This is a genomic window from Citrobacter sp. Cpo126 (assembly GCF_030332445.1).
Taxonomy (GTDB): domain Bacteria; phylum Pseudomonadota; class Gammaproteobacteria; order Enterobacterales; family Enterobacteriaceae; genus Citrobacter; species Citrobacter portucalensis.
On sequence record NZ_JAOWHT010000043.1, the window covers coordinates 228,163 to 241,146 of the forward strand.

Annotated in this window: 12 protein-coding genes; 8 read left to right on the forward strand and 4 right to left on the reverse strand. The window is 48.3% G+C overall.

Annotation, left to right across the window (positions count from 1 at the left end; translation table 11 throughout):
* Positions 1–3: 3 nt before the first annotated feature.
* Positions 4–1,917: an LTA synthase family protein gene (locus OGY17_RS21680; protein WP_234102719.1), complete on the reverse strand. Its 1,914-nt coding sequence runs from the start codon at positions 1,915–1,917 to the stop codon at positions 4–6.
* Positions 1,918–2,076: 159 nt separating this feature from the next.
* Between OGY17_RS21680 and OGY17_RS23390 the strand changes: the two genes are divergently transcribed.
* Both OGY17_RS23390 and OGY17_RS21685 read left to right on the forward strand, forming a co-directional pair.
* The gene (locus OGY17_RS23390) at positions 2,077–2,316 is read left to right on the forward strand and encodes a hypothetical protein (protein ID WP_458646109.1); all 240 of its coding nucleotides are present in this window, start codon (positions 2,077–2,079) and stop codon (positions 2,314–2,316) included.
* Between the two features lie 2 nt (positions 2,317–2,318).
* Positions 2,319–2,708, forward strand: a complete 390-nt coding sequence (locus tag OGY17_RS21685) for a HumD family translesion DNA polymerase (RefSeq protein WP_458646108.1) — start codon at positions 2,319–2,321, stop codon at positions 2,706–2,708.
* Positions 2,709–2,921: 213 nt separating this feature from the next.
* Here the strand turns inward: OGY17_RS21685 and OGY17_RS21690 are convergent, their stop codons facing one another.
* The gene (locus tag OGY17_RS21690) at positions 2,922–3,854 is read right to left on the reverse strand and encodes a formate/nitrite transporter family protein (protein ID WP_286608323.1); all 933 of its coding nucleotides are present in this window, start codon (positions 3,852–3,854) and stop codon (positions 2,922–2,924) included.
* 288 nt (positions 3,855–4,142) lie between these two features.
* On the opposite strand from OGY17_RS21690, the gene mlaA reads away from it, so the two are divergent.
* The gene (gene mlaA, locus OGY17_RS21695; protein ID WP_003028190.1) at positions 4,143–4,898 is read left to right on the forward strand and encodes a phospholipid-binding lipoprotein MlaA; all 756 of its coding nucleotides are present in this window, start codon (positions 4,143–4,145) and stop codon (positions 4,896–4,898) included.
* A 59-nt stretch (positions 4,899–4,957) separates the two neighbouring features.
* On the opposite strand, the gene fadL is transcribed toward mlaA, so the two are convergent.
* Positions 4,958–6,238, reverse strand: a complete 1,281-nt coding sequence (gene fadL / locus OGY17_RS21700; protein WP_003028188.1) for a long-chain fatty acid transporter FadL — start codon at positions 6,236–6,238, stop codon at positions 4,958–4,960.
* Between the two features lie 371 nt (positions 6,239–6,609).
* Here fadL and OGY17_RS21705 point away from each other — a divergent pair, with 371 nt between their 5' ends.
* From OGY17_RS21705 to sixA, 4 genes are all read left to right on the forward strand, one after another.
* Positions 6,610–6,894: a YfcZ/YiiS family protein gene (locus tag OGY17_RS21705; protein ID WP_003834838.1), complete on the forward strand. Its 285-nt coding sequence runs from the start codon at positions 6,610–6,612 to the stop codon at positions 6,892–6,894.
* A 177-nt stretch (positions 6,895–7,071) separates the two neighbouring features.
* On the forward strand, positions 7,072–8,382 hold the full coding sequence (fadI, locus tag OGY17_RS21710) for an acetyl-CoA C-acyltransferase FadI (protein WP_008785369.1): 1,311 nt from the start codon (positions 7,072–7,074) through the stop codon (positions 8,380–8,382).
* A complete protein-coding gene (gene fadJ, locus OGY17_RS21715; RefSeq protein ID WP_174771284.1) occupies positions 8,382–10,529 on the forward strand; it encodes a fatty acid oxidation complex subunit alpha FadJ in 2,148 nt (715 codons plus the stop codon). The genes fadI and fadJ overlap by 1 nt, the downstream gene beginning before the upstream one ends.
* A 208-nt stretch (positions 10,530–10,737) precedes the next feature.
* Complete coding sequence (gene sixA / locus OGY17_RS21720) at positions 10,738–11,223, forward strand: phosphohistidine phosphatase SixA (protein ID WP_003028179.1); 486 nt, start codon at positions 10,738–10,740, stop codon at positions 11,221–11,223.
* A gap of 80 nt (positions 11,224–11,303) precedes the next feature.
* On the opposite strand, the gene smrB is transcribed toward sixA, so the two are convergent.
* On the reverse strand, positions 11,304–11,855 hold the full coding sequence (smrB, locus tag OGY17_RS21725; protein ID WP_003839296.1) for an endonuclease SmrB: 552 nt from the start codon (positions 11,853–11,855) through the stop codon (positions 11,304–11,306).
* A gap of 166 nt (positions 11,856–12,021) precedes the next feature.
* On the opposite strand from smrB, the gene prmB reads away from it, so the two are divergent.
* Entirely contained in the window at positions 12,022–12,954 is a 933-nt protein-coding gene (prmB, locus tag OGY17_RS21730) for a 50S ribosomal protein L3 N(5)-glutamine methyltransferase (RefSeq protein ID WP_003028173.1), read from the forward strand.
* Positions 12,955–12,984 lie beyond the last annotated feature (30 nt).

Consider the following 12,984-nt stretch of genomic DNA (forward strand, 5'->3'; position numbering starts at 1 on the left):
ACTCTATTTAAACAATGTCAAAGAATAAACCCAAGGTGGTGTTATTGATATCATTTGATGGTAGTCATATGGAGACGACTGCATGCACCCGTGCTGCAAATTATAATTGAAAGAAAACAGACCGGACTTTAATAAATATTTATCTACAATTGCAGAAATGCAGAAAAATGGTTTTCCATTAGCATCGGAAATTAACTTATTTAATACTTCTTCATCCCCTCCTTTTATGAAAACAGGTACGTCACCAATGTCTTTAGGTGTTGTGCTTCCTTTAAAAATAAAATCAGAATCTTCCTCTCCTGTCTGAGCGAATAAATTTAAAGGGAGCGTTTTATGCTCATAAAAATACCTATTGAGAGCAGGTTTGTGGTCACCGTATACTATAATAATAGCATTTTGGTCAATCTTTGCGAGATTCTGGGTGAATTCTGTGAGTCGATAAATGGCCTCCTTCAGTTGAAGTGAATAAGCTTTTTGGCCGTAATCGTTCTCTCTCTGGTAGGGTCCATGCGTCGACATGGTTATGGCATGGAAAAATATTTTTTTATTTTTGTTTTTTTTAATCTCATCCAGTATGGAATTATATAGGATGAAATCATCTGGCTGCCATTGTGATTGCTCTCTATTTATTTTATGCTCTTGAGGTACACCCCCCATTTCTGTCAAGCTTATAAATTTATCGAATCCAAATTTTTTATAAATAATATTTCTACGCCAAAAGGAACTTATATTGTTATGCACTGCAATAGTTGAGTAGCCTAAGTCATGTAGGTTTCTTGGTAATGTGGAAGCATTATTTTTTATGAATTGAGAATACTCTTGATATATTATTCCCGAAAGAACGCCGGAGTTGCTAGGTAAACCAGTGAGGAACTCGAATTCAGCATTGGCGGTACCACCGCCGTAAACGGGGGAAGTTGCCCGGAATGTTTTATATCCTGATTTAAGTAAAGGAGTAAAGTATTCTTTGAAATTATCATTGTCATACCAACAAGATTCGCACAGGATGTATATTATTTTGTTGGGGCTCGACTGATTTAGCGAAGGGATGATGTTATAGTTTTTTTCGAATTCAGTGCGTTCTTTTAAATCCGCTGAAGGAATGGATTTTCTTACGCTTGTTTGAATGAGGTGCATCGGAAGTCCATGAGCACTAACATTGCGAGGCCAATCCCAAGAGTAATAAGTTACGTCATATCCCTGACTTAAGATATTTATTTGCTGAGTTAGGTTGCTACTTTCTCCGAAAATAGATTTAAAGTATGGGGTAAATGTGAGGGGGATTGTGATTAATGAGGCTATTATTAAGAATGCGAAACTACCGCTGTTTTTTAAATATCTATTTTCAGTGAAAATTATAAGGGTGACGAGTGCGAATAATGCGAGTGTAGATACTACAGTTTTAAAGGATATATATTTAATGGCAATGCTTAAGTTAACGCCTGAAAAAATATCATTAAATGATATTGGCTCGCCAGTTAATGCGGTTTTGGTTGAGTTTATATAGTAAAAAATATATATAACAACTAGCGTTATGCAAGTTGATGAAATAGCCGGAGCCCGAAGCAGGCGAAGGGCTAAATAAAATGTAATTACTGGCGAGGAAAGCCAGATAAAACGTATAAATTCATGCGCACCGTTTAAGTGTGAATGGTTTTTGGGTGGGGTTATTATTGTGTTATTTAAAGAAAATAACAGTAAGGATAATAAAAAAAGCTCAAATATAAGAATGTTTGTTTTTTTTAACGATTTTATAGGTGATAACTTATGGGAAGACTTTCCTCCTTTAGGAATGATTTTTTCGTGTATTTTAATATTAGTCTTCTTGGTTTCAGATAGAGCGAACATTCCGTGACCTATTAGTTTAAGATATTTATGACTTTTAATCCAAGCAAGTGTATCAGTTACGTGTTCCATGATCACTCACAACACTTATAAGATGTTAAATCTGACGTGCTGTTATAACTAAATCCTTCATCCTCTCAATCCCTTACCAGACACACAACCAAAGCCCCTTGATCGCCATCTTAGAATGGTAACGCTGTGTTTATATCCAGTATTTATCGGAGCCACATCATACCGCGTTATTATGAGATCGAACCAGCCTTCTTTGCTGCTGTGCAAGTCGCCGCAAACGGTAAGAGAACGGTTACTACAGCTGACTTCGTTAAGGCGCTGGCGAATGTCAACTGGCACTGGTCAATGAAGCAGGCGAATGAGTGGATCGAGATGTCGGTCTCAACATTCAAAGATGTTTCAACACAGGAGGGGGAAAACAGGACGTTTTTGCTCTTCAATCCGAACGGAGGACTATAGCCATGGGCTTTCCTTCACCTGCGGCAGATTACGTTGAAACACTAATCTCCCTCGATCAGCAGTTAATCAGCCAGCCAGCAGCGACTTATTTCATGCGGGCATCGCTTTCACATTTCAGGGAGGGGATAATTCAGGGGGCGCTACTGGTTGTTGATGCGTCACTTTCTCCCTGTGATGGCTCGCTGCTGATATGTGCAATAGACGGAGAATTCAGGATCAAGCGATATCGGACTCATTCCCAACCCCACCTCTTTAATCTGGAGAACGGGAGAAGGGAAGCGCTGCCAGCAGATGATGACGGTTACAGTTTTGCACTCGCTATATTTGGGGTGATCACGTACATCATTAATGATGCCAGGAATGTGGAGTTTGATGACAGCCCGGTGATGTAACGATTTTCACGAGCCAAGGAACGGCTTCAAAACATGTGTACATATATGAGTACATAAAAATAAAATTAACTGAAAATAAATTCTTATTATATAGCTGGCTACGGTTTTATTTAACTATATCTATTTAACTAAGGGGGCGAAGCGGCACGAGTATAGCGTTTTTTACTCACAACGGTAAGTCTCAGGCCGCCCGACTGCTCAAACAGTCACCATTCAGGCCTGTTTTTTCTGCTTTTGCTCATCACGCTTTGCTTGCAACCTGGCTTCTTCCTTGCGTTTGTTGCTCATATCATTGCGGATCTGCGCATGGCTCATTAGCGCGAAAATAAACGTTCCGCCACAGATATTCCCGGCGAGCGTTGGTAGCGCAAAGGGCCAGAAAAAATCACTCCAGTGCAGCGTGCCATTAAAGACCAAATAGAGAATTTCCACCGAGCCGACGACGATATGCGTGGTATCACCTAACGCAATCAGCCAGGTCATCAGAATAATGACCACAATTTTTGCCGCTCCAGCGGCGGGAAACATCCACACCATGGTGGCAATTAACCAGCCGGAAATGATGGCGTTGGAAAACATCTCTGTTGGCGTATTTTTCATCACATCCATGCCGATTTTGACAAAAGCATCGCGGGTCTCTTCATCAAAAATCGGCATATGTTCAAACGCCCATGCTGCAACCCCGGTGCCAATAATATTACCAAGTAGAACCACGCTCCACAGGCGCATCAACAGGCCAAAATTGCCAAGGGTAGGGTTTTGCATCACCGGCAGTACAGCGGTGACGGTATTTTCGGTAAAGAGTTGCTGGCGGGCCATAATGACAATAATAAAGCCGAAGGTATAACCGAGGTTCTCGAGTAAAAATCCCCCTGGCACGCCTTCCAGCTGTACGTGGAAAATCCCTTTTGCCAGTAGCGAGGCTCCCATCGATAGTCCTGCTGCGATGGCTGACCACAGTAGCGCCATCGCGTCACGCTCCATCTCTTTCTCCCCATCCTGGCGAATATGTTCATGGATTGCCATGGCGCGGGAGGGGAGTCTGTCCTCATCAAGCTCTATCTTTTTCCCTGTTAGCTTTTCATCGCTTTCCACCTCGAGTTCGTCGCTGTGTCGATCAATCTTATCTTTCTTGATGTCATTCATAGCCGAATCCTGAATAAGCACGTATTGCTAAAGCGTAGCGGCTTTTGTCTGAAAATCAGCGGGAGAAAGTCTGAGATAGCAAAAATAGTAACGTTTGTTTTTATCGGGTTAGTTAGAATAGAACCGCCGCGGAGTGCGCATTACCAGGCTATGATCAAATCAGTAAGACAGGGTATATAGACATCATTTGACGTGCTGTTACAATCGCTCACATCTAAACAGGCGGATACGTCATCGTTCCGTCATGGATGGCAATCAGCGATAGCCATAAAACACAGGGAGACACTTATGAAGCTTCGCCTGTCGGCGCTTGCGCTGGGAACCACACTTTTGGTGGGGTGTGCGAGCTCCGGTACTGAACAGCAGGGGCGTTCGGATCCATTTGAAGGGTTCAACCGCACCATGTACAACTTCAACTTTAATGTTTTAGATCCATACGTTGTTAGACCCGTAGCTGTTGCCTGGCGTGACTATGTTCCGCAGCCGGCGCGTAATGGTTTAAGCAACTTTACGGGGAACCTTGAAGAGCCGGCCGTCATGGTCAACTATTTCCTGCAAGGCGATCCTTATCAGGGGATGGTGCACTTTACCCGTTTCTTCCTGAATACCCTGTTAGGTATGGGCGGCTTTATCGATGTGGCAGGTATGGCTAATCCGAAGTTGCAGCGCGTTGAACCACACCGCTTTGGCAGCACGTTAGGCCACTATGATGTTGGTTACGGGCCGTATATGCAGCTTCCGTTCTACGGTAGTTTCACGCTGCGTGATGACGGTGGTGATATGGTCGATACGCTGTATCCGGTACTGTCCTGGCTGACCTGGCCGTTGTCGATAGGCAAATGGACGGTTGAAGGGATTGAAACTCGCGCGCAATTGCTCGACTCTGACGGTCTGCTGCGTCAGTCTTCCGATCCTTACATCATGGTGCGTGAAGCTTACTTCCAGCGTCATGACTTTATTGCGAACGGCGGGAAACTCAAACCAGAAGAAAACCCGAACGCGAAAGATATTCAGGATGATTTAAAAGAGATCGATTCTGAGTAAGGAATTGGGCAAATAAAAAGGTGAGCTAAAAAGCTCACCTTTTTTACGTCTGAAGAAAATCAGAATGCGTAGTTGAAGTTTGTACCAAACAGCCAAGCTTTACCTTCAGAGTCGAAAGTATAGTTGCCTTCTTGCACTGTTACTTTTTGTCCGTGCATGTAAGACACACCGACGTCGATAGAAGCATCGTCATTGAACGCATAAGTTGTACCTGCACTCAACCACAGGCGATCCTGATCCGGAATCGAGATGGAACGCTTACTTGCTGGAACCGGGCTATCGTCATAAGCAATACCGGTACGGAACGTCCAGCTTTTATCCATATAGTAAGTCGTACCCAATGCAATGCGGTAAGAATCTTTGAAGCCTTCTTCTTTATAGAACAGTGTCTGTCCATTGGAACCTGTGGCTTTCAGCTCCTGGAACTGACTCCAGCTGGTATAGGCCATGCTGTAGTGGATAGCCCACTGTGGTGCGATACGGTTATAACCTGACAATTCCCACATTTCAGGAAGGTTTAGTGTCAGAGAACCCGGGACGGTGGCATTGGTCGTTCCCCATGGGAATGTAGTGCCAGCGCCAGGTATAGCGTTGGCCTGGGTACGGATGCCACTCTTATAATCGCCATCAAAATCAATTTTAACTTCAGAACGGTACGTTAAACCATAACGGTTATTTTTATCCAGTTCGTACAGAATCCCGGCGTTCCAACCGTAGCCCCATTCGTCCCCTTTCAGACTGGCAATTTTGTTGCTGACCTTCGGTAATGCAGCCGTCTGCTCGCCAGAATAACGTTCAATTTTTGCATCAGCATAAACGGCGTTAAAACCGAGACCGAAGCTCCAGCTATCATTCAGACGGTAGGCGCCGCTCAGGTTAAGGTTGACCGTTTTAAGGTCGGTCTTACCGCCGTATTCACCGACGATGTAGCTGTCGTTAAATTCGGTAGCCAGGCCATAGTTTGAGGTAACGGAAGCACCCCAACCAAACTGTTCGTTGATAGGCATCACGAAGTGAGCATTAGGAACCCACGCCGTAGGCGCGATGTTGTCCGCATCAGTGCTGCGTCCGGTGTATGGCGATTTACCGGAAATATTAACGTCTGGATCGATATACACCGCACCTGCTGAGAAAGTAGGGCGATCAAACATCATAATCAATGCCGGGTTACGACTGGCGTTACCTGCATCATCTGCAATTGCGCCTTCACCCGAATATGCCCGGCCAAGGCCAGAGGAAGAAAATTCGTTTAACTGAAAGCCTGCAGACCAGGCCTGTGTGGAGATAATTGCCACTGCGACTGCGAGAGCAGACTTTGTAAACAGGGTTTTCTGGCTCATGACCATAACCTCATAGATTTATTTTTATACAAACAATGTTACATGCCGTAACAGGAGCGCGAAGTGTAGGGTCTGAGGTACGACTTAGAAATCAGACCAGTGGCGTGAGTATAGGTCGGACCAGCTGGAATGTTGCAAGTATGTTTATAAATATTTTCAAATTTGATCAGAGAAACGCGATCCAGCTGGCAAAATTGCGGGGGTGCGCACTCACCTGTTTGGGCGATTTTTGTTTTAGATCATTTTTAAGTGTGATTTCGGTCACTTATCGCATTTCATACAATTAACGACTGGAGAGGCGAATAATGGGAGCGTAAAATATCCCTATCGTTTATCTGGCACCTCAGGTGCGAATACAGAGGAAATCTACAATGAGTAAATGCAGTGCTGATGAAACCCCGGTTTGCTGCTGTATGGATGTTGGCACCATCATGGACAACTCCGATTGCACCGCGTCCTACAGCCGTGTGTTCGCGAACCGCGCAGAGGCAGAAGAAACGCTGGCTGCTCTGACCGAAAAGGCGCGTGGCGTGGAATCTGAGCCTTGCCAAATCACCTCGACCTTTACTGAAGAGTCAGAAGGTGTGCGTCTGGATATCGACTTTGTTTTTGCCTGTGAAGCTGAAACGCTGATCTTCCAGCTGGGCCTGCGTTAATCCCCCTCTGCAAAAGCCCTTGCTATCAGATAGCAAGGGCTTTTTCGTAACTGTCAGTGATTATTCACTGTGTCTTAGCTCCCACTTTCTTTTCTCTCCGCTTGGCTAAATGTAAAAAATTGGTTAAGACTATGATCAGGTCAGACCACTTATTTTATTTTTTTACAGGGGAGTGTTATGAGTCAGGCTTTACCGCTGGTTACCCGCCAGGGCGACCGTATTGCCATTGTAAGTGGGTTGCGTACGCCATTTGCTCGTCAGGCTACCGCGTTTCATGGCATTCCCGCCGTTGATTTAGGAAAAATGGTCGTCGGTGAGCTGCTGGCGCGCAGCGAAATACCTGCTGATGTGATTGAGCAACTGGTTTTTGGTCAGGTGGTGCAAATGCCTGAAGCGCCAAATATTGCTCGTGAAATCGTGCTGGGAACCGGCATGAATGTGCATACGGATGCCTATAGCGTAAGCCGAGCCTGCGCGACCAGTTTTCAGGCAGTGGCGAATGTCGCGGAAAGCCTGATGGCGGGGTCTATTCGTGCGGGAATTGCGGGTGGTGCGGACTCCTCGTCAGTCTTGCCTATTGGCGTTAGTAAAAAGCTGGCGCGGGTGCTGGTGGATGTCAATAAGGCCCGGACTACCGGTCAACGCCTTAAACTCTTTTCCCGACTGCGTTTACGTGACCTGATGCCTGTGCCGCCAGCCGTCGCTGAGTATTCCACCGGTTTGCGTATGGGGGATACGGCTGAGCAAATGGCCAAAACCTATGGTATTACCCGAGAACAGCAGGACGCTCTGGCGCACCGCTCTCATCAGCGTGCCGCTCAGGCGTGGGCTGAAGGAAAGCTGGCAGATGAGGTAATGACTACCTACGCGCCGCCGTTTAAAGATCCTTTTTCAGAAGATAACAATATTCGCGGTAACTCTACGCTGGCCGATTACGCCAAACTACGTCCGGCGTTTGACCGCAAGCACGGCACTGTCACCGCAGCAAACAGTACCCCGCTAACGGACGGCGCAGCCGCCGTGATCATGATGACGGAGTCGCGTGCGAAAGAGTTGGGGCTGGTGCCGCTGGGGTACCTGCGTAGTTTTGCTTTTACCGCCATCGATGTCTGGCAGGACATGCTGCTGGGACCTGCGTGGTCAACGCCGCTTGCCCTGGAGAGAGCGGGTCTGACCATGGCAGATTTAACCCTAATCGATATGCATGAAGCCTTTGCCGCTCAAACGCTGGCGAATATTCAGTTGCTGGGTAGCGAACGTTTTGCCCGCGACGTGCTGGGCAGAGCACATGCCACTGGCGAAGTTGATGACAGTAAATTTAACGTGCTGGGTGGATCGATTGCCTATGGACACCCCTTCGCCGCCACTGGTGCGCGCATGATTACCCAAACCCTCCATGAGTTACGACGTCGTGGCGGTGGTTTTGGTTTAGTGACCGCCTGTGCAGCTGGTGGTTTGGGTGCAGCCATGGTTCTGGAGGCGGAATAATGGAAATGGCATCGGCTTTTACACTAAACGTACGTCTGGATAACGTTGCTGTTGTCACCATTGATGTGCCCGGAGAGAAAATGAACACCCTGAAAGCGGAGTTTGCTTCTCAGGTACGGGCCATTCTGAAACAAATCCGCGATAACAAAGCATTGCGTGGTGTGGTGTTTATTTCGGCTAAACCCGATAACTTCATTGCCGGGGCAGATATCAACATGATTGGTAGCTGTCGCAGCGCGCAGGAAGCCGAAACGCTGGCCCGTCAGGGGCAGCAGATGATGGCGGAAATTAATGCCTTGCCGATCCCGGTTATCGCCGCGATTCATGGCGCATGCCTCGGCGGTGGCCTGGAGATGGCGCTGGCGTGTCACAACCGTATTTGTACCGATGATGTTAAAACCGTACTGGGTTTACCGGAAGTACAGCTTGGCTTGTTGCCCGGCTCCGGTGGTACGCAGCGGCTGCCGCGCCTGATTGGCGTCAGTACCGCACTGGATATGATCCTCACCGGAAAACAATTACGCGCAAAACAGGCGCTGAAAGTTGGTTTAGTGGATGAAGTTGTACCGCATTCCATTTTGCTGGAAGCAGCAGTTGAACTGGCTAAAAAGGACAGTTCTGCGCATCGAACACTGCCCGTGAGAGAGCGAGTGTTGGCGGGGCCGCTGGGGCGGGCGCTGTTGTTCCGCATGGCCAGTAAAAAGACGGCGCAAAAAACGCAAGGTAACTACCCTGCAACAGAACGTATCCTTGAGGTCATCGAAACCGGGCTAGCGCAAGGCAGCAGTAGCGGTTACGACGCTGAGGCACGTGCGTTTGGTGAACTGGTGATGACATCCCAGTCTCAGGCGCTACGGCACATCTTTTTTGCCAACACCGATGTGAAAAAAGATCCCGGAAGTGATGCGAAACCTGGCCCGCTAAACAGCGTAGGTATTTTGGGCGGCGGTCTGATGGGCGGTGGTATTGCCTACGTGACGGCCTGTAAAGGCGGCTTGCCTGTGCGCATCAAAGATATAAACGCTAAGGGAATCAACCACGCGCTGAAGTACAGCTGGGATCAGCTTGAAACGAAGGTTCGCCGCCGTCATATCAAAGCCAGCGAACGCGATAAACAACTGGCGCTGATTTCGGGATCAATCGACTACCGTGGCTTTGCGCATCGCGATCTAATTATTGAAGCCGTGTTTGAAGATCTGTCGCTAAAACAACGGATGGTGGCAGAAGTTGAGCAAAATTGCGCACCTCATACCATTTTTGCTTCTAACACCTCATCTTTGCCCATTGGCGATATTGCTGCGAACGCTGCAAGGCCCGAACAAGTGATTGGTTTACACTTTTTTAGTCCGGTGGAAAAAATGCCGTTGGTCGAAGTGATCCCGCATGCCACGACCTCTGAGCAGACGATTGCAACTACCGTTAAGTTAGCGAAAAAACAGGGCAAAACGCCGATAGTGGTCAGAGATAAGGCCGGCTTTTACGTTAACCGCATTTTAGCGCCTTATATTAACGAAGCGATTCGTATGTTGACCGAAGGCGAGCGGGTCGAAACCATAGACGCCGCGCTGGTTAAGTTTGGTTTTCCAGTTGGGCCAATCCAACTTTTGGATGAGGTCGGAATTGATACGGGCACTAAAATTATACCAGTGCTTGAGGCTGCATATGGAGAACGTTTTAGCGCGCCTGCAAATGTTGTTGCTTCAATTTTGAATGACGATCGCAAAGGTAGAAAAAATGGTCGGGGTTTCTATCTTTATGGTGCGAAAGGGCGTAAAAGCAAAAAACAGGTCGACCCTGCAATTTATACGCTTATTGGCGTCCAGGGTCAGGGCCGACTTACCGCTGCGCAGATAGCAGAGCGGTGCGTTATGTTAATGCTCAATGAAGCAGCCCGTTGTTTCGACGAGAAGATAGTCCGCAGCGCACGTGATGGCGACATAGGCGCTGTCTTTGGTATTGGTTTTCCGCCATTCCTCGGCGGCCCGTTCAGGTATATGGACTCTCTCGGCGCGGGTGAAGTGGTTGCGGTTCTGCAACGGCTGACCACGCAGTACGGCTCGCGGTTTACACCGTGTGAGCAGTTATTGCAGATGGCGGAACGCAGTGAAAGATTCTGGAATATTGGGGAAACTGACCTGAATTCATGAGGTCAAAGGTAGGATGAATCCGCACTGAATGTATGGGTCGCGCTCAAAATGTAAACAGAGATTGACTATACTTACGCCGTTGAGGTAAAAAACAGCGTTTCATTCGGTGAATGGATAAGGCACAATGCCGGCCACCATATCGTTACCACAGCCAATAGGGGCTGTGAATAAAGGTAGTGGTGATTCTGGTTAACAAAAGCGGTGCAATATGCAAGTTTTTATCATGCGTCACGGCGACGCGGCCCTCGATGCCGCCAGTGATTCGGTTCGTCCCTTAACCTCCTGTGGTTGTGACGAATCTCGCCTGATGGCGAACTGGCTGAAAGGTCAAAAAGTGGATATCGAACGTGTTCTGGTGAGCCCGTTCCTACGAGCCGAACAAACGCTGGATGTGGTGGGGGAGTGTATGAACCTGCCAACCGGTGTTGATGTTTTGCCGGAGCTGACTCCCTGCGGCGATGTCGGTCTGGTCAGCGCCTATTTACAGGCTCTGGCCAATGAAGGTATCGCCACGGCACTGGTTATCTCTCACTTGCCTTTAGTGGGATATCTGGTGTCTGAGCTTTGCCCAGGTGAAACACCGCCGATGTTTACCACATCAGCGATTGCCAGCGTTACGCTTGATGAGAGCGGGAAGGGTACTTTTAACTGGCAGATGAGCCCGTGTAACCTGAAAATGGCAAAAGCGATTTAAAAAGTCTGGAATCGGATAAGGTGCAGCCGTCATCCGAAAAATCAAAGAGCCGCAAATGCGGCTCTTTCTGTTTTTCTGCATCACGGAAGTTCAGGCGGTAGCCACTCTTCCACTTCGATCAGCACCAGCAGCGCGGCGTCACCACCGTACTCTTTCGGCGCCTGATGAAACGCCATCACGTGCGGATGCTGCGCCAGCCAGAGCGGCGTTTGCTGCTTAAGAATATGCTTTCCGTGGCCATGCATCACGCAGGCGCAAAACACATGCTCACGGCGACAGGCGGCAATCAGCGCGCCTAACTCTTGTTTGGCCTGTTGCTGGGTCAGCCCATGCAGATCGAGAAACAGCTCCGGAGAGTAATCGCCACGGCGCATTTTCTTCAGTTCGAAATGGCTGACGTCGGCACGCAGGTATCTTACCGGACCGTCCGTATTCAGCAGCGGCTGAAACTCATCCGAGAAATAGTGGCTGGCATCAGCCTGCTCCTGTAGCAGTCTTTTAACCGGAACCTCGGCAATTTTTTTACGTGGAGGTCGGTGAACGATGGTGTCCTGTTTAATTTTACGCGTGCCGGTCATCAGCTGGCGAAACAGCGTCTGATCCTCCTCGCTGAGCGATGTTTTCTTTTTCATTCGAGAGTCTCAACTTTTATTTTCCGTTAGTTTAACCCGACTCGGCGGGCATCCGATCGCTTAAAACGCAATTTTCGCGTTCAGGCCCCGTGTGAATGCTGATTTATCGCCGTCTTCGTGGCAAACTAGCCGCCGAAATTAATACGAGCATGCCCTGGAGGAATACGTGGATAAAATTTTCGTCGATGAAGCAGTGAGTGAACTGCATACCATTCAGGACATGTTGCGTTGGGCGGTCAGCCGTTTTAGCGCGGCGAACATCTGGTATGGCCATGGCACGGATAACCCATGGGACGAGGCCGTACAACTGGTGCTGCCGTCACTTTATTTGCCGTTGGATATTCCAGAAGATATGCGTACCGCGCGTCTGACCTCCAGCGAGCGTCATCGTATTGTTGAACGCGTGATTCGCCGCGTCAACGAGCGCATTCCGGTTGCTTATCTGACCAACAAAGCCTGGTTCTGCGGGCATGAATTTTATGTTGATGAACGCGTGCTGGTTCCACGTTCACCGATTGGCGAGCTTATCAATAACCGCTTTGCGGGCCTTATTAATGAGCAACCGCAGCATATCCTCGATATGTGTACTGGCAGCGGCTGTATTGCCATTGCCTGCGCGTATGCTTTCCCGGAAGCCGAAGTCGATGCGGTGGATATTTCCACTGACGCGCTGGCGGTGACCGAACACAACATTGAAGAGCACGGCCTGATCCATCACGTCACGCCGATCCGTTCCGATCTGTTCCGCGATCTGCTGAAAGTCCAGTATGACCTGATTGTGACCAACCCGCCGTATGTCGATGCAGAAGATATGTCCGATCTGCCAAACGAATATCGTCACGAACCTGAGCTGGGTCTGGCGTCCGGCAGCGATGGGCTGAAACTTACCCGCCGCATTCTGGGGAACGCCCCGGACTACCTGTCAGATAACGGTATTCTGATTTGTGAAGTCGGAAACAGCATGGTACATCTGATAGAGCAATATCCGGATGTACCGTTCACCTGGCTTGAGTTCGACAACGGCGGTGACGGCGTATTCATGCTGACCAAAGAGCAGTTAGTTGCTGCTCGCGAGCACTTCAGCATTTATAAAGACTAATTACACGCGCACATACACAACACGCATAAC